At 62.0% G+C, this 21,846-nt stretch carries 18 protein-coding genes; 7 read left to right on the top strand and 11 right to left on the bottom strand.

What is annotated here, in order from left to right; translation table 11 throughout:
- From lptD to PF446_RS13720, 6 genes are all read left to right on the top strand, one after another.
- On the top strand, positions 1-2,265 hold a 2,265-nt coding region (lptD, locus tag PF446_RS13745), incomplete at its 5' end, for an LPS assembly protein LptD (protein WP_298072567.1).
- 139 nt (positions 2,266-2,404) lie between these two features.
- On the top strand, positions 2,405-3,760 hold the full coding sequence (locus tag PF446_RS13740; protein WP_298072565.1) for a peptidylprolyl isomerase: 1,356 nt from the start codon (positions 2,405-2,407) through the stop codon (positions 3,758-3,760).
- On the top strand, positions 3,760-4,785 hold the full coding sequence (gene pdxA, locus PF446_RS13735) for a 4-hydroxythreonine-4-phosphate dehydrogenase PdxA (RefSeq protein WP_298072563.1): 1,026 nt from the start codon (positions 3,760-3,762) through the stop codon (positions 4,783-4,785). The genes PF446_RS13740 and pdxA overlap by 1 nt, the downstream gene beginning before the upstream one ends.
- Entirely contained in the window at positions 4,782-5,573 is a 792-nt protein-coding gene (rsmA, locus tag PF446_RS13730; RefSeq protein WP_298072561.1) for a 16S rRNA (adenine(1518)-N(6)/adenine(1519)-N(6))-dimethyltransferase RsmA, read from the top strand. The genes pdxA and rsmA overlap by 4 nt, the downstream gene beginning before the upstream one ends.
- 43 nt (positions 5,574-5,616) lie before the next feature.
- A complete protein-coding gene (gene apaG / locus PF446_RS13725) occupies positions 5,617-6,000 on the top strand; it encodes a Co2+/Mg2+ efflux protein ApaG (RefSeq protein WP_298072559.1) in 384 nt (127 codons plus the stop codon).
- Positions 6,001-6,032: 32 nt separating this feature from the next.
- On the top strand, positions 6,033-6,884 hold the full coding sequence (locus PF446_RS13720; RefSeq protein ID WP_298072557.1) for a symmetrical bis(5'-nucleosyl)-tetraphosphatase: 852 nt from the start codon (positions 6,033-6,035) through the stop codon (positions 6,882-6,884).
- Positions 6,885-6,968: 84 nt separating this feature from the next.
- On the opposite strand, the gene secA is transcribed toward PF446_RS13720, so the two are convergent.
- Both secA and PF446_RS13710 read right to left on the bottom strand, forming a co-directional pair.
- Positions 6,969-9,686 carry a preprotein translocase subunit SecA gene (gene secA, locus PF446_RS13715; RefSeq protein ID WP_298072555.1) on the bottom strand — a complete coding sequence of 906 codons (2,718 nt, stop codon included), beginning with the start codon at positions 9,684-9,686 and terminating at the stop codon, positions 6,969-6,971.
- A gap of 162 nt (positions 9,687-9,848) precedes the next feature.
- On the bottom strand, positions 9,849-10,688 hold the full coding sequence (locus PF446_RS13710) for a M23 family metallopeptidase (protein ID WP_298072553.1): 840 nt from the start codon (positions 10,686-10,688) through the stop codon (positions 9,849-9,851).
- Between the two features lie 125 nt (positions 10,689-10,813).
- On the opposite strand from PF446_RS13710, the gene PF446_RS13705 reads away from it, so the two are divergent.
- Entirely contained in the window at positions 10,814-11,293 is a 480-nt protein-coding gene (locus PF446_RS13705) for a DciA family protein (RefSeq protein ID WP_298072551.1), read from the top strand.
- Between the two features lie 249 nt (positions 11,294-11,542).
- On the opposite strand, the gene lpxC is transcribed toward PF446_RS13705, so the two are convergent.
- From lpxC to mraY, 9 genes are all read right to left on the bottom strand, one after another.
- Positions 11,543-12,454 carry a UDP-3-O-acyl-N-acetylglucosamine deacetylase gene (gene lpxC, locus PF446_RS13700; protein ID WP_298072549.1) on the bottom strand — a complete coding sequence of 304 codons (912 nt, stop codon included), beginning with the start codon at positions 12,452-12,454 and terminating at the stop codon, positions 11,543-11,545.
- Between the two features lie 368 nt (positions 12,455-12,822).
- Positions 12,823-14,007 (bottom strand): cell division protein FtsZ, encoded by a 1,185-nt coding sequence (gene ftsZ, locus PF446_RS13695; protein WP_298072547.1) that lies wholly within the window; start codon positions 14,005-14,007, stop codon positions 12,823-12,825.
- 141 nt (positions 14,008-14,148) lie between these two features.
- Positions 14,149-15,384 carry a cell division protein FtsA gene (gene ftsA / locus PF446_RS13690; RefSeq protein ID WP_298072545.1) on the bottom strand — a complete coding sequence of 412 codons (1,236 nt, stop codon included), beginning with the start codon at positions 15,382-15,384 and terminating at the stop codon, positions 14,149-14,151.
- Entirely contained in the window at positions 15,381-16,124 is a 744-nt protein-coding gene (locus PF446_RS13685; protein WP_298072543.1) for a cell division protein FtsQ/DivIB, read from the bottom strand. Before PF446_RS13685 ends, ftsA begins: the two co-directional genes overlap by 4 nt.
- Positions 16,121-17,095: a D-alanine--D-alanine ligase gene (locus PF446_RS13680; protein ID WP_298072541.1), complete on the bottom strand. Its 975-nt coding sequence runs from the start codon at positions 17,093-17,095 to the stop codon at positions 16,121-16,123. Before PF446_RS13680 ends, PF446_RS13685 begins: the two co-directional genes overlap by 4 nt.
- Positions 17,092-18,537 (bottom strand): UDP-N-acetylmuramate--L-alanine ligase, encoded by a 1,446-nt coding sequence (gene murC, locus PF446_RS13675; protein ID WP_298072539.1) that lies wholly within the window; start codon positions 18,535-18,537, stop codon positions 17,092-17,094. The genes PF446_RS13680 and murC overlap by 4 nt, the downstream gene beginning before the upstream one ends.
- A complete protein-coding gene (gene murG / locus PF446_RS13670; RefSeq protein WP_298072537.1) occupies positions 18,534-19,616 on the bottom strand; it encodes an undecaprenyldiphospho-muramoylpentapeptide beta-N-acetylglucosaminyltransferase in 1,083 nt (360 codons plus the stop codon). The genes murC and murG overlap by 4 nt, the downstream gene beginning before the upstream one ends.
- Positions 19,613-20,824, bottom strand: a complete 1,212-nt coding sequence (ftsW, locus tag PF446_RS13665; RefSeq protein ID WP_298072535.1) for a putative lipid II flippase FtsW — start codon at positions 20,822-20,824, stop codon at positions 19,613-19,615. The genes murG and ftsW overlap by 4 nt, the downstream gene beginning before the upstream one ends.
- Positions 20,824-21,846: phospho-N-acetylmuramoyl-pentapeptide-transferase (gene mraY, locus PF446_RS13660; protein WP_298072533.1), on the bottom strand; the 1,023-nt coding region annotated here is incomplete at its 5' end. The genes ftsW and mraY, both read right to left, overlap by 1 nt.

Below are 21,846 nucleotides of genomic sequence, written 5' to 3'. Positions count from 1 at the left end.
GTGACCTGCGCATTGGGTTCGCTTTCGTGTCCCCCGCGCCCGATCAGCTATGCCATGTGTCGACCGAACGCCCTGCTTTCGTTTTACCAGTACGGACTGCCGGCAGACGCACGCGGCAGAGCTACCGCCCAAACAGACATCCGTGCCGAACATGTCGACAGCGCCAGTCGCACCACTTATGCACTGGATGGTCGCGTCCGCCTGCAGCGTTACGACCAGTTGCTGCGCGCCGAACACGTGGACTACAACGACCTGAGCACGGCCTACGCCGCCCGCGGCAATGTGCGCTACCAGGACAGCAGTCTGCTGCTTTCGGCCCGTCGGATGCACGGCACCACCCGTCCGAACCGGGGTGTGGCCGACCACGTTCGATATCAGATGCTTGATTCCCGCGGCAACGGCGTGGCTGAACAGGCCCGCCTGACCGATCCGCAACACAGCCAGTTCCGGCAGGCCAGCTACTCCACCTGCGACCCGGACGACCGGATCTGGGAATTTCGCGCCAGCCGCATCTCACTGAACAAGAAAACCGGAGTGGGCGTAGCCCGTAACGCGACGTTGCGCTACCACGACATTCCGTTCCTGTACTTGCCCTACGTGAGTTTTCCGATCGACAACCGCCGCAAGACCGGCCTGCTGTACCCGACCTTCGGCAACAGCTCCAATTCGGGCTTCATGTACAGCCAGCCCTACTACCTCAACCTCGCGCCGAACTACGACGCCACCCTGACCCCGCACCTGTACACTCGCCGCGGTACCATGCTGGGGAGCGAGTTCCGCTACCTCAGCGTACTTGGCCGCGGCCAGCTGAATGTCGACTACATGCCGCATGATCGCCTCGCCGGCAACGACCACAACGGCACCAAACGCGCCACGCTGGACAACGGCGCGAACCGCTACTTCATCGACTACAGGGACAGTACACGGCTCAGCCGGCAATGGAACTTCACGGCCAACTACAAGCGCGCCTCCGACCGGTATTATTTCCAGGACTTCAGCTCTGACCTGTCGAGCACGGCCCCCAGCGTGCTGGCCTCCAACGCCTACATCAGCGGCGCCGGGCAATGGTGGAACGCCGCGATCGGAGTGGACCGCTACCAGAGTGTCGACCCGCTCCTTCCCGACAGCAGCCTGCAGTACCGGCGCTGGCCGCGTGGCGTCCTGAGGCTTGATGTCCCCGTTTCGCGCATTTTCGACATTGGACTGGACAGTGAGGCGGTGGCCTTCCGCAAGAACAATGCCGTACAGGGCAATCGCTATGACTTCCAGCCTTACGTGCAGGCTTCCCTCGGCGGGTCGGCGTGGTTCCTGGACCCGCGAGTGTCCTATCGCTACACGAACTACAACCTGATCGACAATTATTCCAGCTACGGATACACCCAGCAGGACCCGACCCGCTCGATGCCCATCTACAGCGTGGACACGGGCTTGTTCTTCGAACGTGACACGCATCTGTTCGGCAGTCATTACACCCAGACGCTGGAGCCCCGCCTTTATTACCTGTATGTGCCGTACCGCAACCAGTACGCACTGCCCCTGTTCGATACCCGCCCGCTGACCTTCGATTTCTGGCAGTTGTTCAGCAGCAACCAGTATTCCGGGGCCGACAGGCAGATGAACGCCAACAACCTGACCGGCGCAATCACCACGCGCTTGCTTGACGACAAGGGCGATCAGCGGGCGTCGCTGAGTTTCGGCCAGATCCACTATTTCGCACCGCAGCAGGTGCAGTTGAATCCGAACATCCCGGTGACCCGCTACACCGGCTCGGCATACGTCAGCCAGTTGGAACTGCAACTGTCCGAGAAATGGCGCCTGACCAGCGCCTACCAGTGGAGCCCGAACACGCGTCAAAGCCAACTTGCCACGGTCGGGGTGCAACGACGCATCGGAGGCGACGGTATCTTCAACTTTGCCTACCGCTTTCGCAGAAACTTCCTGGAACAGATCGACGTTTCCACGGTCTATCCGATATCCCCCCGATGGCGGGTGCTCGGACGCTGGAATGTCTCGTTGCGTGATCAGATCAATGCCCAGACCGACCCGTATTGGCAACGCGGTCACCCCAAGACGCTGGAAGCCCTGGCCGGTGTCGAGTACGACAGTTGCTGCGTGGCGGTGCGCCTGCTTGGCCGCCACTATGTGCGCGACTATCAGGGCCATACCAATAATGCGGTAATCCTGGAGATCCAATTCAAGGGGCTGGGCAGCAGCAGTCCACAGACCGAGGAATTCCTGCGCCGTGCTATTCTTGGCTATCAATAATCGATCACGCAGCGCGTTGTGGCCGGCCCGCCCGGGCACCTGCCTCAATGCCTCAAAAGACCCGCTCCAAACAGCGGGTACCCGTACCATGCCGGCCCCATTGCGGGTGTTTCACGGATGCCTCAGGTTCCCCACACGCATGAAACAGTTCTACACCTCGTTGATGTTCGTCCTGACCCTGACCCTGATCGCCGCAATGCCGGCGCAGGCGCAGTTGCTTCCCTCTGCACAAAACAAGCAGCCACAGATGATCGACCGGATCGTCGCAGTCGTGAATGACGGGGTCATCCTGCAAAGTGATCTGAATAGTGCGGTGCAGACGGTCATGCAGCAATATGCTGGTCACACCAACCAGTTGCCTCCGCGCAAGATCCTTGATCGTCAGGTCCTGCAGCGCCTGATCCTGATGAAGCTCCAGGTGCAGAAGGCCGCCGAAAAAGGCATCCGCATTTCCAACAGCGATATTGAGCAGGCCGTGGAAAATGTGGCCAAGCAGAACCACATGACCAGCGACCAGCTGCGTCAGGCCATTATTGGCCAGGGCGGCAGCTTTGCGGAATTCCAGCGCCAGATCGGCAACCAGATCATGGTGCAGAGGTTGCGCGATTCGGTCATCCGCGACGACGTTTCCATCACCGACGCCGAAGTGAACAATCTGCTGAAAAACCCCGCCTACTCCGGGGGCAAGGTCCACTTGGAACACATCCAGATCAGCATGCCCACGGGCGCCAGTGCCGCTGACATTGAAGCAGCACAGAAGCGTGCACAAAAAGCGCTTGATGCCATCAAGGGCGGCATGCCCTTCAACACGGCCGCCATCCGCTACTCCGACGCGGATGATGCGCTCAAGGGTGGCGATCTGGGATGGCGCAGCATGGACGAGGTGCCTTCGGCCTTTGTCGATATCGTGGCCAAGATGAAGCCAGGGCAGCTCACCCCACCGGTGCGCGGACCCAACGGATACCAGATTCTCAAACTGGCGGGTCGCCGGGCTCCCGAGCAGAAAATGGTGACCGAATACCACGCCCGCCAGATCCTCATCACGCCGAGCGAACTGCTCACCGATGCGCAGGCGAAAAAGAAGATCGAGGACATCTACAAGCGTATCGTCAACAAGCATCAGGACTTCGCCACTTTGGCCAAGAAGTTTTCCGATGACGACACCACCGCCAATGCCGGTGGCAACATGGACTGGTTCCCGCAGGATGCATGGGGCTCGGTGATCGGTGCAAAGATCACGCAACTCAAGGATGGAGAAGTTTCCAAGCCCTTCAAGGTCAATGGCAGCTGGGACCTGTTGCAATTGCTGGGCAAGCGCACCAAGAATCGTACCGATGCCATGCAGAGGGATCAGGCTCGCCAAGCCATCGGCAAGCGCAAGGCCAAGGAGGCGTACGACAATTTCCTGCGCCAGTTGCGTTCGACAGCCTATATCAACATCCGTGTGCCTTCGTTGCGCCAGCCGAAGGACAAGGGCGGCAAAGGCGCTGCCTGATGCACCACGCCGCGGCTCGCCTGCCGCGGCTCGCCGTCACCGCCGGCGAGCCGTCCGGCATTGGCCCCGAACTGGTCGCCATGCTGGCGATGCAGCCCCTGGCAGCAGATCTGGTGGTGATCACGGACTGTGACTTGCTGCAGCGTGCAGCACGCCGTTGTGGCATCAAACTGATCATCGAGCCGGATGACGGCCACCACCGGACGTTCCGCCAACCGGGCCAGATCCGTGTCGTGCACCACCCGTTGCGCGTGCCTGAGTCTCCAGGACAACCGGATCCGCGCAATGCCTTCCACGTACTGCAGATTCTGGCCGATGCAGCCGACGGCTGCCTTTCCGGACGGTTCGACGCGGTGGTCACGGCCCCGGTACAAAAATCCATCATCAACGATGCCGGCGAACCCTTCAGCGGCCATACCGAGTTCTTTGCCCGACGCGCTGGTGCATCGGTGGTGATGATGCTCGCCAGCGCGGCCACCGGACAGGTGCCGGCCTTGCGGGTGGCCCTTGCGACCACGCATCTTCCGCTGCGCGCCGTGCCGGATGCCATTACCCGCGAGGGTCTGACCCACACCCTGCATATCGTGCACGATGCTTTGCGCGACTTGATCGGTATCGCGCGCCCTCGCATTGCCATACTCGGATTGAATCCACATGCAGGCGAAGGCGGCCACATGGGGCGTGAGGAAATCGAGGTGTTGCTGCCGGTGATCGAGGCTCTTCGCATGCAGGGCATGCAACTGCTGGGTCCCCTGCCCGCCGACACGGCCTTCGTGCCGGCCATGCGCGGGCGTCAGGACGCCGTGCTGGCCATGTATCACGACCAGGCCCTGCCCGTGCTCAAGAGTGAGGCCTTCGACCGTACCGTCAACCTGACGCTGGGACTGCCCTTCATACGTACCTCGGTCGACCACGGCACGGCACTGGAACTGGCCGGCACTGGACAGGCTGACCCGTCCAGCCTGATTGCAGCCACACACATGGCGCTGGAGCTGGTACAACGCGCCACGAAGGCCCCCGCGTGAACCGCGCCAAAAAGCATTTCGGTCAACACTTCCTGCATGATCGTGGCTACCTGGACCGCATCGTGGACGCTGTGCGTCCACAGCCGGATGACATGCTGGTCGAGATCGGCCCGGGCGAGGGTGCGCTTACCATGCCCTTGCTGGCAGCCCTGGGCCGTCTGACCGCGATCGAGGTCGACGCCGACCTCATCCCCCGACTGTACGAGCGCGCGTCCGGTACAGGCACTCTGGACCTCATCCAGGCCGACATTCTCGGTGTCGACCTGACCGCGCTGGCGAACGGGCGCCGTTTGCGCATCGTCGGAAATCTGCCCTATTACATTTCCAGCCCGATCCTGTTCCACTGCCTGGCGCACGCCGCAGTCATCACGGACATGCACTTCATGTTGCAGAAAGAAGTCGTCGAACGCATGGCGGCGTCTCCGGGAAACAAGACCTACGGTCGTCTCAGTGTGATGCTGCAGCTGGCCTGTCGCGTGACTTCGCTGTTTACGGTACCCCCCGGTGCCTTCCGTCCCCCACCCAAAGTGGACTCGGCCGTGGTCCGTCTGGTCCCTAGGCCGGAAAGTGAGCGCCCGCTCGTGGACCCCGTTCTGCTTGCCGACATCGTGCGTGCCGCATTCGCGCAACGGCGCAAGACCCTGGCCAATGGTCTCAAGGGCCGTATGGATGCGACCGCGATCTCCGCGGCGGGAATTGACCCAAAGGCCCGCGCCGAGACCCTGGCCCCTGGTGACTTTGTCGCACTGGCCCGCGTTTGCGAGCAATCCATACCGCCTGCGGCATAAGGCGGGCTTGCCCGGGATGCGCCGCCTGCCCGACAATCCCTGCATGAACCAATCCACCCCCTATGCACTTGCCGTGCAGGTCCATACCCGTTTTGATGCGGAAAAATCGCGTCCGGAAGACGACCATTACGTGTTCGTATACACCATCAGGCTGCATAATGCGGGCCAGTTGCCCGTGCAACTGCTGAAGCGCCACTGGCTGATTACCGACGCCAACGGCAGCACTGAAGAAGTCACCGGTGAAGGCGTGGTGGGGGAAACGCCGTGGATGCGTCCGGGCGATGACTTTGAATACACCTCCGGCGCGGTCCTGCGGACCGATGTCGGCACCATGCGCGGAAGCTACCAATTGGTGGCCGACGACGGCACTCATTTCGAAGCGAGCATCCCGCAGTTCACACTCTCGATCCCGCGTACGCTGCACTGAAGGAGATTGTTTAAAATGGAGTCAGACGCCTGATGGCCGTATATGCGATCGGCGATGTGCAGGGCTGCTATCCAGAACTGCAACGCTTGCTCGACAAACTGGCCTTTGATCCTGCCGCGGACCGATTGTGGTTCTGCGGCGACCTGGTCAATCGTGGTGGCGGATCACTCAAGGTCCTGCGCCTGCTCCACTCCCTTCGCGAGCACCTGGTAATCACCCTGGGCAACCACGATCTGAGCCTGCTTGCCATTGCCGAGCGCAAGCCCGATGCCCAGCGCAGGGTCAATACAGATCTGCGCGAGGTCTTGTTTGCCGATGATGCAGGCACCCTGCTGACTTGGCTGCGGAACCAGTCCCTCCTGCACCATGATGCCGATTTGGGCTGGACCATGGTCCACGCTGGACTGGCCCCGCGCTGGACGATGTCCCAGGCGCGTCGTGCCGCCAGCGAAGTGGAACGCGAACTGGCTGGCAATCAGCACCGCCGCTTGTTGTCGAACATGTTCGGCAACAAACCAGACGCATGGACCCCCAGGCTGAGGGGCAACGAACGGCTGCGCGCAGCCATCAACGTATTCACCCGGATGCGCTACTGCGATGTGCGTGGTCGCATCGACTTCAACGCCAAGGGCCCTCCCGGGACCCAGAAACCCGGCCTCTATCCATGGTACGAGGTTCCGGGCATGCGCCAGCGCGATACCCGCATCGTCTGTGGGCACTGGTCCGCGCTGGGCTTCTTCAGCGGTTTGAATATCCATGCCATCGACACCGGGTGCGTGTGGGGCGGGACCCTGACCGCCCTTCGCCTGGACACGCCCGAACCGATCCGCATCAGTGTGGCCGCCGAACCGGGCCGCACTTCGTCAGGCAACGACAGCGACTAACGGCTAGAGTCCGGAATTAAGCCTCGGTGACAAGGAAAAAGCCCCGCGCTCGCGGGGCTTTTTCGTATGCACGTTGACGTCGTTTCAGGAAAGACGTCCGTGGCAATGCTTGTATTTCTTGCCCGAACCACACGGACATGGATCATTGCGACCCACCTTGGGGCCCTCGCGAACGACCTGTGAGCCGTGCGCGGAGGCTTCCGCGCCCTCGTCACCGTCATCGCCAATCGCACGGGTCTCTGCGTGCTGGTACTGCAGTTGCTTGGATTGCGCCTGACGGCGTTGCTCGGCTTCCAGAGCCGCGACTTCCTCCTCGCTGCGGATACGAACACGAGCCAGGATCTGCGTGACTTCGCTCTTGATCCGTTCAAGCATCTTGGAAAATAGCAGGAACGATTCGCGCTTGAACTCCTGCTTGGGCTGTTGCTGTGCATAGCTGCGCAGGTGAATGCTCTGGCGCAGGTAGTCCATGCTCGCCAGGTGTTCCTTCCATGCGTCATCGACCACGGACAGCATCACGTGCTTTTCGAGCTGGCGCATGGTCTCGCTTCCGACCTCGGCTTCCTTGTCGTCAAACATCTTGTTGCCCGCCGCGAGCACATGCTCGAGGATGCCCTCGGCATCCAGTTCGGTCTGCGACTCGACCCAGTGTGACAAGTCCAGGTGCAACCCGTATTCGCTCTCCAGCGAACGGTTGAGGCCGGCCACGTCCCACTGCTCGTCGATGCTGTCCTGGGGTACGTAGGCGCGCACCAGCGAGGTAAACACATCGTCACGGATATCGATCAGGGTCTCGGAGACATCGTCAACCTCAAGCAGCTCGCGGCGCTGGTCGTAGATCACCTTGCGCTGGTCGTTGGCGGTATCGTCGAACTCCAGTAGGTGCTTGCGGATGTCGAAGTTGTGCTGCTCAACCTTGCGCTGCGCCTTTTCGATCTGTCGACTGATCATTCGATCTTCAAGTGCGTCATCCTCCTTCATGCCGAATGCGCGCATCCAGCGGCCAACACGCTCGCCTGCGAAGATGCGAACCAGGTTGTCCTCCAGCGAAAGGTAGAAACGCGAGGATCCCGGGTCGCCCTGACGGCCGGAACGTCCGCGCAACTGGTTGTCGATACGGCGGGATTCGTGGCGCTCGGTCCCGATGATGTGCAGGCCACCGGCTTCCAGCACCTGGTTGTGACGCTTCTGCCACTCGGCGCGCACGCGTTGGCGATCAGCATCGGTGGCATCCTCAGGTAAAGCATCAAGATCCACCTGCAGGCTTCCGCCGAGCACGATATCCGTACCGCGACCGGCCATGTTGGTGGCGATGGTCACCGAGCCGGGAGCTCCGGCCTGTGCCACGATATGCGCCTCGCGCTCATGCTGCTTGGCGTTGAGCACCTCGTGCTTGACGCCCTGCCTGCGCAATTCATCAGACAGCAGCTCCGAAACCTCGATCGATGTGGTGCCCACCAGCACCGGCTGGGAGCGTGACTGGCATTCGCGGATGTCCTCGACGATGGCCTTGAACTTGTGTTCCTGCCCCAGGAAGATCACGTCCGGATTGTCCTTGCGGATCATCGGTTCGTTGGTGGGGATGACGACCACTTCAAGGCCGTAGATCGACTGGAACTCGAAAGCTTCCGTATCAGCTGTTCCAGTCATGCCCGAGAGCTTGGTATACATGCGGAACAGGTTCTGGAAGGTGACCGTGGCCAGGGTCTGGTTCTCGCGCTGGATCGGCACGCCTTCCTTGGCCTCGACGGCCTGGTGCAGGCCTTCGGACCAGCGTCTTCCAGCCAGTGTACGCCCGGTGAATTCGTCGACGATGATGACCTCGCCGTCACGCACGATGTAGTCGGTGTCGCGCTGGTAAAGCGCGTGCGCGCGAAGAGCGGCGTTCAGATGGTGCACCACAGCCAGGTTGGCCGAGTCATACAGGGTGCTGTCCACATCGATCACGCCCGATTCGTGCAGCAGTTGCTCGGCGTGTTCCATGCCCTCCTCGGACAGGTGGACCTGCTTCTGTTTCTCGTCGGCCCAATAATCGCCCTCACCTTCCTCGGTCTCCTGCCGGGACATGTGCGGTACGATCTTGTTGACCTTGATATACAGCTCCGGCGAATCCTCGGCCGGACCCGAGATGATCAGCGGCGTACGCGCTTCGTCGATCAGGATCGAGTCGACCTCGTCGACAATGGCGAAGTTCAGGCCCCGCTGGTAGCGCTGCTCGCTGGACAGCGCCATGTTGTCACGCAGATAGTCGAAGCCGAACTCGTTGTTGGTACCGTAGGTGATGTCGGCGGAGTAGGCCTTGTGCTTGTCTTCGTGGTCCATTTCCGGCCAGACCACGTCGGTGGTCAGCCCGAGGAACCCGTAAATCCTGCCCATCTGTGCCGCATCGCGACGCGCAAGGTAGTCGTTCACGGTAACCACGTGCGCGCCCTTGCCTTCCAGCGCATTCAGGTACACCGCGAGCGTGGCGACCAGGGTCTTGCCCTCGCCGGTACGCATCTCGGCGATCTTGCCCTGGTGCAGCACCATTCCGCCGATCAGCTGCACGTCGTAATGGCGCAAGCCGAGCACCCGCTTGGAGGTCTCGCGAACCGTAGCAAAGGCTTCGACCAGGAGGCTGTCCAGCGTGGCCCCCTCAGCCAGGCGCTTGCGAAACTCGTCCGTCTTGGATCCAAGCTCCTGATCGGAAAGCTTCTCGAACTCGGGCTCCAGCGCGTTGATACGCGCGGCGGTCTTGGAAAGCTGACGCAGCACGCGCTCATTGCGGCTGCCGAAAACGCTCGTCAGTAGGCGATTGAACATCGAAGGTCCGAGATGTGATTAACGAATGGCCGCAGCGCGCGCGGTCGAATCCACAATCATACTACGCACGCCCATGCACTGCCTTGCCAATGGAGGCATCTGCAACCGCTTTCAAGGTCTGACCGTAGCTTGCAACGGCACGCGTGGCTGAAAACAGGGGGTTCAACGGTGACTGCGCACGAACGCCAACGGATTGATGGTCCGCCCCTTGAACCAGACCTCAAAATGCAGATGCGGCCCGGTCGAGCGGCCGGTATCACCCGAAAGGGATATGACCTGCCCCACGCGAACGCGCTGGCCCACGTGCACCAGAAGCTTGCTGTTGTGCGCAAAACGGGTCATGTATCCGTTTCCATGGTCTATTTCGACCACGTTGCCATAGCCACTGCGGACTCCTGCATAGGTGACGATACCCTCGGCCACGGCGTGTACCGGTGTACCGATCGGGGTGGCGATGTCCAGGCCCGAATGGAATTCACGGCTTCCGTTGATCGGATCCGTGCGATAACCGTAGTAGGAGGAAATGTAACCTCGGACCGGCATACCTGCCGGACGCAGGCTGGAGGCAACCTTGCGGTCGAGCAGCAGGTCCTCCAGGGCCTTCAGTTGCGCCTGCTGGCGATCAAATCGTGACGAAAGCGCACTGATGCTGCCATCCAGCGTACGCGGAATAGCGTACATCGAGGCATTGCTGTCCTCGGGGCCACCCACCGCCGGTGGCTGGTCGAAATTGAATTCACCGTCCTTGAGTTGTCCGGCCTTGGTCAAGCGTTCGCCGAGGGCGTCCAGACGTACCGACTGGGCCTGCAAGTCACCCAGCTTGACTGCCAGGGCATTGATGTCTCGCTGGGCATCGGCGTGCACCTGTGTCAATTGTTGCTGCTGCTGGGCAAGGGTCTGGCGCATGCGATGAATTTCATGGACCGCGCTGCTGCGGGGACGCACGATCACAAGCGCCGAAGCTGCTCCCGCGCCGGCAACCAGCAGCAGGACAGCAGTCACGATTCCGACCAACCGCATACGCAAGGCACGGTTGCCGATATCAAAGGATCGTGGCGCTTGTCGGTTGCTCGGAACGAGTATGATCTTCATGGTCTTCACTGCTTAGCTGATATCCGGTCGCTCTCGTGCAGCCTTCCCGCCCGCGTACAACCCACCGTTCCGAATCACTCGCCACCGCGGTGGGCGATTCCAAACCCGTAGCGGCGCTGCGTGCGCGTGCCCGGGCATTGGGCGTACTGGACGAAAAGCTGCGCCAGAAGCTTCCATCCCCACTCAGGGAACAGGTCCAGCTTGCCGACCTGCGTGACGGACGCTTGGTATTTCTGGCGCCGACTCCGGCTTGGGCTTCGCGACTGCGCATGGCCGGGAACACTCTGCTCGAAGCCGCACACGATCTCGGCGCCGAGGCCGTTTCCGTCGTCGTCAAAGTGGTCCCGCCGCTACCCGAAACCGAAGTCACGGTCACCGCCAAGCCACTCTCGCGTACCGCCGCAGATCATCTCCGCAAGGCGGCACAGTCCCTGTCGGACCAAGAATTGAAGGCCCTGTTCCTCAACCTGGCATCCATTGCCGATGAAACATCGCCCCCCGGCGCGCCGAAATAACCCCTATGGGGTGGCAGCTCCATATCACGGCACGCAAGCGGTGCCGCGTTCAAGGATTATTTTGTATTTGACCCGCTGAGACTGCGACGGGCGTCCCAGAGATTTATATCAGATTTATATCACGTTCATAACCGGTGGGAAGGACATCATCTCACACGTTAATGAGACAACCCATCCTGCTGATCCCCAAATGAAAACGCCTCCGGCAAACCGAAGGCGTTGGAAGGGGGCAGGAACCCTGCTTGCGTATCAGATCGCCTGAGCGGGATGCACGTAGGAAATAGGCGCATCGGCCGGATCATCGAAGCTGACCTCTTCCCACGCATCAGCGTTGGCCTCGAGCGCCAGCAACAGCTTGTTGTTGAGTTCATGCCCCGACTTGTGGCCGTAGAATGCGCCGATCAGGCTGTGCCCAAGCATGTACAAGTCGCCAATGGCGTCCAGAATCTTGTGTTTAACGAATTCGTCCTCGTAGCGCAGGCCGTCCTCGTTGAGCACGCGGTAATCATCCAGCACCACGGCATTGTCCATCGAGCCGCCCAGCGCAAGGTTGTGTTCGCGCAGCATCTCGATGTCACGCATGAAACCGAATGTGCGCGCACGCGAGACTTCCTTCACGAACGAAGTCGTGGAGAAATCGATCTCGGCACTGGAGGTGCGCTTGGAAAAAATCGGGTGATTGAAGTCGATGGAAAATCCGACCTTGAAGCCTTCGAACGGTTCGAACCGCGCCCACTTCTCGCCATCCTCGACCTTGATCGGCTTCTTGATGCGAATGAAACGCTTGGGCGCGTTCTGTTCCTCGATCCCGGCCGATTGCAGCAGGAACACAAATGGTCCCGCGCTTCCGTCCATGATCGGAACTTCCGGTGCGGAAAGGTCGACGTAGGCATTGTCGATGCCCAGGCCAGCCAATGCAGACATCAGATGCTCGACCGTGCCGACACGCACGTCACCCTTGACCAGAGTGCTGGACAGTCGGGTGTCACCCACATTCTCACAGCGCGAAGGAATCTCCACAGGTTCGGCAAAATCCGTGCGTCGGAAAACGATGCCCGTGTTCACGGGGGCCGGTCGCAGGGTCATGTAGACCTTGTCTCCGGTGTGCAGGCCGACGCCGGTTGCACGGATGGTGTTTTTGAGAGTGCGCTGCTTGATCATGCCTGCAACCTTTAAGGACAGCAGCCAAAAGTGTTAAAAAGGCTAACACAGTTTTAACTACCTAGAAAGTATACCGCCGCGCTTAACTGAGCACTCGCCCGCAATTCTCGACTGCGCAATACGCAAGCGTACGTCGCCTGTCCTATCCAGGCCTCTGCTTCGGGTGAAATTCGTGCCCGATTTTTTTTCATGCAGGATGGGGCCGGAAACGATCGCCTGGATAAAACGACGTGCGGTTCCGGCAGGAGCACCATGGCTCCGCCGGTTCCGCACGACACAATGGGACCGGCACCGGAGGACGGGAGTTCCGGTGCCGGCAATGCCGAATGTGCATGTGCTGGCGAAGTTTCGGCAACACATGCACACCCTCAGTCGGCCTGCCGACGCAGGAAGGCCGGGATATCCAGGTAGTTCAACCCCGGATCGCTTTCAGTGGATGTCGCCGGTTCGGACTTGCCATGCGACTTGCTCTGGGGATCGGCATAATCGACCACTTCGTTGCCTGTCCCCGTGCGCAGGACGACCGGTCGCGGAGGCTGGCGAGACGGTTGCGGTTGCTTGCGCATGTCTTCCTGCATCGGCTTGCGAACGGCCGCCGCACGGTTCAGGCCGGTTGCGACCACCGTAACCCGGACCTCATCCTTGAGCTCGGCATCCAGCGAGGTGCCCAGCACCACGGTGGCGTCCTCGCTGGCAAAGGCATGCACCACACGGCCGATCTCGTCGAACTCGCGCATGGTCAGGTTGGGTCCCGCCGTGACATTGACCAGGATCCCGCAAGCCCCGGACAGGTTCACGTCCTCCAGCAGCGGATTGTTGATCGCCGCCTCTGCGGCCGCCTGGGCGCGGTCGTCGCCCTTGGCGGTCCCCGAACCCATCATTGCCATGCCCATCTCGCTCATCACGGTGCGCACATCGGCAAAGTCGACATTGATCAGGCCCGGTGCCGTGATCAGGTCGGCAATGCCCTGCACCGCACCCTGCAGCACTTCGTTCGCAGCCTTGAAGGCACTCAACAGGGTGACCTCGCGACCGAGCACAGTCAGCAGTTTTTCATTGGGGACCGTGATCAGGGAATCGACGTGTTGAGACAGATCCTCGATGCCCTTCAGTGCCACCTGCATGCGGCGGTTGCCCTCAAAAGGAAACGGCTTGGTGACCACGGCCACCGTCAGGATGCCCTTTTCCTTGGCAAGCTGCGCGACCACCGGTGCCGCACCGGTGCCGGTACCGCCGCCCATGCCGGCGGTGATGAACACCATGTCGGTGCCCTCAAGCAATTCCTCCAGTCGCTCGCGATCCTCCAGCGCGGCCTGACGGCCGACCTCCGGATTGGCGCCCGCGCCGAGGCCCTTGGTGACATTTGCGCCCAGTTGAAGCGTCACCTTTGCACCGGTGTTCTTCATCGCCTGAGCGTCCGTATTTGCGCAGATGAACTCCACGCCCTCGATGTTGGCCTTGACCATGTGGGCCACGGCATTGCCACCGCCGCCGCCTACACCGATCACCTTGATCACCGCATTGGGTGCCAGTTTCTCGACTAATTCAAACATTTCCCGTCCTCCGTCTATGTTTCGCTTTTTGTGTTTTTGTCCGGCCGCGACAAATGCCGTGGTCCGGTGTGACAGGAGATTCCTCCTGCCCGATCGTGCTTCCCTGTACGTCCATTTCCTTGATGCCGTACCTGTGCACGGCTAGAAATTTCGTGTCAGCCAATCCCGCATCTTCCCGATCATTCCGCCCATACCCGGCCCGATCGGGCCACCGCCGATACCCGACCCGCCACTGCGCGCACCATGCAGCAGCAGACCCACGCCGCTGGCCTGACTCGGATTGCCAATGACATCGCCGAAACCACTGACCTGGGTCGGATGACCCAGGCGCACCATCTTGTGGAACACCTCTTCGGCCAATTCCAGCGCACCTTCCATGCGCGAAGCGCCTCCAGTCAGCACCACGCCGGCAGCGACCATGCTCTCGAAGCCCGATCGACGCAGCTCGTCCTGAACCATTTCGAAAATTTCCTCGTAGCGGGCCTGGACCGATTGCGCCAACGCCTGACGCGCGAGACGTCGCGGTGGGCGGTCGCCGACGCTGGGGACCTGGATGGTCTCCTCGGCGCGCGCCAACTGGGCCAGCGCACAGGCGTACTTGATCTTGATCTCCTCGGCGTGCGCGGTCGGCGTGTGCACGCCGTAGGCAATGTCGCTGGTCACCTGGTCGCCGCCCACCGGCAGCGACTTGGTGTACCGGATCGCGCCCTGGGTATAGATGGCGATATCGGTGGTACCGGCACCAATGTCGACCAGGCAAACGCCCAGCTCACGTTCGTCGTCGGTCAGTACCGCCTTGGCACTGGCCACGGCCGAAGGCACCAGTTCATCGACCGACAGGCCGCAACGGCTGATGCACTTGGTGATGTTGTGCACCGCGGGCGCGGCGCCGGTCACCAGATGCACGCTGGCCTCAAGACGAACGCCACTCATGCCGACCGGATGACGGATGCCATCCTGGCCGTCGATGCGGTATTCCTGCGGCTCCTTGTAAAGCACCTTGCGATCGGCCGGGATGGCCACGGCGCGTGCGGCCTCCAGGACCTGCTCGAGATCGGCAGCGGTGACCTCTCGATCACGGATGGCTGCGGTGCCATGCGAGTTCTTGGTTTCCAGATGACTGCCCGAAATCGAGGCAAACACCGAGCGGATGTCACAACCGGCCATCAGCTCGGCCTCCTCCACGGCGCGCTGGATCGAATGCACCGTTGATTCAATGTCGACCACCGTGCCCCGCTTGAGCCCTCGCGAGACATGCGATCCGATGCCGATCACCTCGACCGGTTCGCCGGGTACGAATTCGCCCACGATCGCAACCACCTTGGAGGTGCCGATGTCCAGTCCGACGACCAGCTGTTTTTCGTTCTTTCGATTCATGATGGCGGACTTCCCCCGTGGTTCGGGCTTGAGGCCTGGCTTCCTGACCAGCGCACGGCAAAGCCGTTTGCGTAACGCAGGTCCACGTGCGTGAAATGCTTGTCCGCGCCTTCTCCCAGGCTCGGGTAGACGTCAAGGAAGCGTTGCAGACGTTGCTCCGGATCAGCGTTGCCGACCACGATCTCGGCGCCCCCGGACAACTCCAGGCGCCAACTGTCGCGCCCGCTGAGATCCACGCCGACCACCACCAGGCCGTCATTGCGGAATTGCGCATAGGTTTTCTGGAAAAACGCCACGACATCGCTCTCGCGACTTTCCGGACCGCTGAGTTGCGGCAAACCGGTGATATCGGCTGCGCCTGGAGCCGTGAAGACCCGTCCCTGCCGGTCGATCAGCTGGTTTCCGTTCCAATGGGCTACCGGCTGGCGTTCATGGACCTGCAGCACCAGGGTATCCGGCCATACCTTGCGCGCCTCGGCCGAAGCCACCCAGGGCAGCGCGGCAACTGATTCCTGCACCCGGTCAAGACGGGTCGCGAAGAAGCCCTTGTGCAGATACGGCGCCACCGTGGCTCGCAGCTTGTCTGCGCTGACATGCTTGTACGGTGCCTGCACTTCCAGGGTACGGATGGGCCAACGACTGGCTGCGAACCAGCCGCGCATCAGCCCCACCACAGGCAACACGACAAGCGCCAGGGCCAGGGGCCAGGCGATGTAGCGGAAAGGAACGGAAAGTCTCATGCCGGGCCGCCCTGTCGCTGTGCGGGCGTGCTCTCGAAACTGGTCTCCAGGATCCGCCAGCACAGGTCCTCGAAACCGATCCCCACGGTGCTGGCGGATTTGGGTACCAGCGAATGCGTGGTCATGCCCGGGGCGGTATTGGCTTCCAGCAGCCAGTTGCGGCCCTCGCGATCTCGCATCACGTCGACACGTCCCCAGCCGGAACATGCCAGAGCCGCAAAGGCCTCGCGCGCCAAGCGGCGAACATCGTCCTCGGCCGCGCCATCCAGCCCTGGGCAGATGTACTGGGTGTCGTCGGCCTCGTATTTGGCGTGATAGTCGTAATAGCCACGTTTGGGAACGATCCGGATCGAGGGCAGAACATCGGCGCCGAGGATGGATACCGTCAGCTCATCGCCTTCGATCAACTGCTCGACCATGAGGTCGCCCGGATAGCACGCGGCCAGCTCGACCGCCGCGTCCAGATCGGCGTCCTCGTAGACGCGGCTGATTCCAACGCTGGAGCCTTCCCAGGCCGGTTTGACGATGACCGGAAGGCCCACCGTGCGGGAAACGGCGTGCACGTCTCCACCGCGCGGCAAAGGCTCGAAGCGAGGCGTCGGCATTCCGCGCGACAACCACACCTGCTTGGCGCGTATCTTGTCCAGCGAAAGCGCGGCACCGAGGATTCCCGAGCCGGTGTAGGGCACGCCCAATGCATCCAGCGCGCCCTGCAACTGGCCGTTTTCGCCGCCGCCGCCATGAAGAATATTGAACACGCGCGCAAAATGCCCTGCGCGAAGGGCATCGAGCAGGGCCGGAATGCCGTCGATCGGATGCGCATCAATGCCGCGTGCCTTGAGCGCCGCCAACACGTTGCGGCCTGAATCCAGCGACACCTTGCGCTCGGCGGACAATCCGCCCATGACCACGGCCACGCGGCCGAAGTCGCCCGCAGAGCTCACGCGCTCGGGATGCCCATTGGTCATCATGTCGCCCCCCCGCTCTTGATCTCGCCCGCGTCAGAAAGTGCCACCGCGGTACTTCCGATATCGCCCGCACCCAGCAGGATCAGCAGATCGTTATCCATCAACAGCGATGGCAGCGCATGGGCGAAGTCTCGCGGATGTTCGACCAGTACCGGATCGACCTTGCCGCGCGCTCGAACGGCGCGTGCCAGCGCACGACCATCGGCTCCGGCGATCGGCGTCTCTCCCGCCGGATAGACCTCGGTCAACACCAGCACATCGGCCTCGCACAGCACCCCTGCGAAGTCATCCATCAAATCCCGTGTACGGCTGTAGCGGTGTGGCTGGAAGGCCACGACCATGCGCCGGTCCGGCCAGCCCCCTCGCACCGCATCGAACACTGCAGCCAGTTCGCTGGGATGATGTCCGTAATCGTCAATCAGCAACGCGCTGCCGACATCCAGAGCAATCTCGCCGCGCCGGTGGAAACGTCGACCCACGCCCTGGAAGCTTGCCAGCGCACCCACCAGGGCGGTCTCGTCCACGCCAAGCTGCCAGCCCACCGCAACTGCGGCCAGGGCATTGAGCACGTTGTGTCGACCGGGCAGGTTCAGGCACACCGGGAGCGTCTTCTTGCGTCCGGGGAGCTTGATCTCGAAATGCATTTCGAAACCGAGCTGGAGCAGGTTCGTGGCGCGCACGTCGGCATCTTCACTGTCGATGCCATAAGTGACCACGCTGCGCGCGATCTCGCGCGACAGCCCGGCCACTTCTTGATCGTCCACGCAAAGCACGGCCAGCCCATAGAACGGCAGCCGGTGCAGGAAGTCGGAAAAGGCCTGGCGCACGTTGGCAAAATCGCCGCCGTAGTTTTCCAGGTGGTCGGCGTCGATGTTGGTCACCACCGCAAGGATCGGCGAGAGCATCAGGAACGAGCCGTCGGACTCGTCGGCCTCGGCCACAAGGTACTCGCCCGTACCCAGACGGGCATTGGCTTTTGCCGAGTTGAGCTGACCGCCGATGACGAAGGTCGGGTCGTAGCCCGCTTCCGCCAGTACGCTGGCGGTCAGGCTGGTGGTCGTGGTCTTGCCATGGGTGCCGGCAATGGCGATGCCTCGTCGGAAGCGCATCAGTTCACCCAGCATCTCGGCACGCGGGACCACGGGTATACGACGCTTGCGCGCAGCTTTCAGCTCCGCGTTGTCCTCGTGGATGGCGCTGGAAGTGACCACCACGTCGGCGCCCTCGACATGATCGTCCGCATGGCCTTCATGCACGCGTATGCCCAGCGCTGCCAGACGCTCTGTGGTTGCAGAACGGGCGCGATCCGAACCGGAGACGTTGTAACCGAGATTGTGCAGCACCTCGGCGATGCCGCTCATGCCGACACCGCCGATGCCGATGAAGTGCACGTGGCGAAACACCGTCATGATGTCTTCGTGGGGACGCATCCGACGCACGTTCATGCGGCCTCCTCCAGGCAATAACCGGCAATGGTCTGTGCGGCATCCGCACGGGCCAGCCGGCGCGCGGCAATAGCCATTGAGAGCAGTCGCTCGCGGTCGCTCAACAGCTGGTTCAGCTTTCTGGAGAGCAACGCGGGATCCAGGTCACGTTCCTGGACCAGTTCGGCCGCACCGACCTCGCAAAGCGCCTGCGCGTTGCGTGACTGGTGGTCATCGACCGCAAACGGATACGGCACCAGCACCGCACCCAGCCCGGCGGCAGACAGCTCGGCCAGGGTCAGCGCGCCGGCCCGGCATACGGCCAGATCCGCCCAGGCATAGCTTTCGCTCATGTTTTCGATGAACGGCTGCACGCGTGCCTGGACGCCGGCCTCGGCATAGGCGCTGCGGGCGCCTTCAAGATCGCGTTCGCCGCACTGGTGAAGCACCTCGGGACGTTGATTCATGGGCAACTCCCGCAATGCTTCGGGCACGACCCTGTTTAGAGCACGCGCACCCTGACTGCCCCCCAGAACCAACAGCCGCAATGGGCCCTGGCGACCGGCCATCCGCTGCGCCGGAGGCGACAGTGCGGCGATATCGTCGCGGACCGGATTGCCGACCCACTCGGCGTCGATCCGTGCGGGAAAGGCGCCATCGAAACCGGCCATGACCTTCGCTGCCAGTCGTGCCAGCACACGGTTGGTGATACCGGGCACGCAATTTTGTTCATGCACAAGCAAGGGGCAACGCGACATCCATGCGGCCAGGCCGCCCGGACCGGCCACATAACCGCCCATCGAAAGCACGCAACGCGGCCGTACTCGGCGCAAAACAGCGCGTGCGGCAAGTACGGCGCGCGCCAGCACGAAAGGGGCGACCAGTCGCGTGGCCAACCCCTTACCGCGCAAGCCGCCGATACGTACGGTATGCATCTGGATCGCGTGTGCCGCCACCAGACGGGTTTCCAGCCCGCCCACCGCACCCAGCCAGGCCACGGCCACGCCGCGCTCGCGAAGGGCGCAGGCCACTGCCAGACCCGGAAAGATGTGGCCGCCAGTCCCACCAGCCATGATCAGCACGGGTGCGTCTGTGCTCATGACACCACCTCCTCGGCGTGACGTGTCGATTCGCTGCGCACGGCCATGCGTCGCGCATCCTCCGCACGGTAAATTTCATAGCTCGCGCGCAGCAGCACGCCCAGCATTACGCAGGTCATCAAGACGCTGGACCCACCGGAACTGATCAACGGCAGGGTCAGGCCCTTGGTCGGCAGCACGCCGAGATTCACGCCGGCCGAAACCATGGCCTGCAATCCGATCATCAGCGAGATTCCGAAAGCCAAGTAACCGGCAAAATGCTGGCCCAGTTCGACACCCTTCAGCCCGATCATCAGTCCGCGCACCACCAGCAGCGCAAACAGCCCCAGCACCACAAGAATGCCGACCAGACCGAGCTCCTCGCCGATCACGGCAAGAATGAAGTCGGTATGTGCCTCGGGCAGGTAGAACAACTTCTGCACGCTTTCACCGAGGCCTACGCCGGTCCATTCACCACGTCCTATGGCGATCAGCGCCTGGGTCAGCTGGAAGCCGTCCTTGAACGGATCCTTCCACGGATCCAGGAAGGTCATCAGGCGTCGAACACGGTAATCCTCGCTCAATGCGGCCGCCGCAAGCAGTGGTGTTGTCAGGGCCGCCATGCCGAACAGGTAGCGCATGCGCGCACCACCCAGCCATATCATGCCCACGGTCACCGCGATGATCAGCGCCGAGGACCCGAAGTCAGGCTGCAATAGCAGGCTGATCACCACCAGCCCGGCGACCACCAGCGGATTGACGGTACCGAACAGCTTGCGTTCGACCGCCTGCTTGTGGCGCACCAGATAACTGGCCAGATAGATGATCAGGATCAGCTTGATCGCCTCCACCGGCTGGAAGCTGACACCCAGATTCAGCCAGCGACGCGCACCGTTGATGCGCATGCCTATACCCGGGACGAAGACCGCAAGCATCACCGCCATGCCCGCCAGCATCAGCGGCAGGCTGAACTTCTCGATGAACTTCAGCTCCACACGCATCGCCACCAGCGCCAACGTCGTGCCCAGGCCCAGGTACACCAGATGTCGCTTCAGGTAATAGAACTCACCGATGTGCTTGCCGTCGGCCACCGCGATCGATGCCGAAGCCACCATCACGATACCGATGCTGGCCAAGGCAACGATGGCCAGAATCATCACCTGGTCATAGCGGCCACTTGGCCCCTGCCGGCGCCTGGCCTGTTGTGAGGATGGAAACAACAGCAGCATCAGCGCACCTTCAACGTAGCCAGTCCGATCAGGACCAGCACCACGGAAATGATCCAGAAACGCACGATCACGCGTGGCTCCGGCCAGCCTTTCAATTCGAAGTGATGGTGGATCGGCGCCATCCGGAACAGCCGTTTGCCGGTCAGCTTGAAACTGGCCACCTGCAGCATCACCGAAGCGGTCTCGATCACGAATACGCCACCCATCACCAGCAACACGATCTCCTGCCGCACGATCACCGCGATCAGTCCCAGCGCAGCACCGATCGACAGTGCTCCGATGTCGCCCATGAAGACCTGCGCCGGGTAGGTGTTGAACCACAGGAAACCCAACCCCGAACCGGCCAGCGCGCCACAGAAAATCGCCAGCTCACCCGCACCAGGAATCGAGGGAATCCCCAGGTACTGCGAAAACACCGCGTTGCCTGCAAGGTAGGCAAAGATGCCCAGCGCACCGGCCACCAGCACGCTGGGCATGATGGCCAGGCCGTCCAGTCCGTCGGTCAGGTTCACCGCGTTGGAAAAGCCCACCACCATCAGATAGCAGATCACTACGAATCCAAGGCCCAGCGGCACCACCACGTGCTTGAACAAGGGCAGGAACAAGGCCGTCTCGGCCGGCGTCTTGGCGGTCATGAACAAGAACAGCGCCGCGGCAAGGCCGAAAACGGACTGCAACAGGTACTTCCACCGCCCCGGCAGCCCCCGGCTGTCACGCAGCACCAGCTTGCGATAGTCGTCATAGAAGCCGATGCCGCCGAATGCCAGCGTCACACCCAGCACCACCCACACGTAGCGGTTGTGCAGGTCGGCCCAGAGCAGCGTGGCCACGGTGATCGACGTCAGTATCAGCGCCCCGCCCATGGTCGGCGTACCGGCCTTGGCCAGGTGCGTTTGCGGGCCATCGTCGCGCACGATCTGTCCCGCTTTCATTGCTGCCAGCTTGCGGATCATGCCCGGGCCCAGCAGCAGGCACACGGCCAGCGCCGACAAGGCGCTCATGATGGTGCGGAACGTGATGTA

This window comes from Oleiagrimonas sp., assembly GCF_027858935.1.
Lineage (GTDB): Bacteria > Pseudomonadota > Gammaproteobacteria > Xanthomonadales > Rhodanobacteraceae > Oleiagrimonas.
The sequence above is the reverse complement of the archived record's forward strand: the minus strand, read 5'-3'. Positions and strand labels throughout refer to the sequence as shown.

What these genes read in the sequence shown, in the direction of transcription:
- PF446_RS13740 (WP_298072565.1), top strand. Translation starts at nt 2,405, where the DNA reads ATGAAACAGTTCTACACCTCGTTGATGTTCGTCCTGACCCTGACCCTG.
- pdxA (WP_298072563.1), top strand. Translation starts at nt 3,760, where the DNA reads ATGCACCACGCCGCGGCTCGCCTGCCGCGGCTCGCCGTCACCGCCGGC.
- apaG (WP_298072559.1), top strand. Translation starts at nt 5,617, where the DNA reads ATGAACCAATCCACCCCCTATGCACTTGCCGTGCAGGTCCATACCCGT.
- PF446_RS13720 (WP_298072557.1), top strand. Translation starts at nt 6,033, where the DNA reads ATGGCCGTATATGCGATCGGCGATGTGCAGGGCTGCTATCCAGAACTG.
- secA (WP_298072555.1), bottom strand. Translation starts at nt 9,686, where the DNA reads ATGTTCAATCGCCTACTGACGAGCGTTTTCGGCAGCCGCAATGAGCGC.
- lpxC (WP_298072549.1), bottom strand. Translation starts at nt 12,454, where the DNA reads ATGATCAAGCAGCGCACTCTCAAAAACACCATCCGTGCAACCGGCGTC.
- ftsZ (WP_298072547.1), bottom strand. Translation starts at nt 14,007, where the DNA reads ATGTTTGAATTAGTCGAGAAACTGGCACCCAATGCGGTGATCAAGGTG.
- ftsA (WP_298072545.1), bottom strand. Translation starts at nt 15,384, where the DNA reads ATGAATCGAAAGAACGAAAAACAGCTGGTCGTCGGACTGGACATCGGC.
- PF446_RS13685 (WP_298072543.1), bottom strand. Translation starts at nt 16,124, where the DNA reads ATGAGACTTTCCGTTCCTTTCCGCTACATCGCCTGGCCCCTGGCCCTG.
- PF446_RS13680 (WP_298072541.1), bottom strand. Translation starts at nt 17,095, where the DNA reads ATGATGACCAATGGGCATCCCGAGCGCGTGAGCTCTGCGGGCGACTTC.
- murC (WP_298072539.1), bottom strand. Translation starts at nt 18,537, where the DNA reads ATGAACGTGCGTCGGATGCGTCCCCACGAAGACATCATGACGGTGTTT.
- murG (WP_298072537.1), bottom strand. Translation starts at nt 19,616, where the DNA reads ATGAGCACAGACGCACCCGTGCTGATCATGGCTGGTGGGACTGGCGGC.
- ftsW (WP_298072535.1), bottom strand. Translation starts at nt 20,824, where the DNA reads ATGCTGCTGTTGTTTCCATCCTCACAACAGGCCAGGCGCCGGCAGGGG.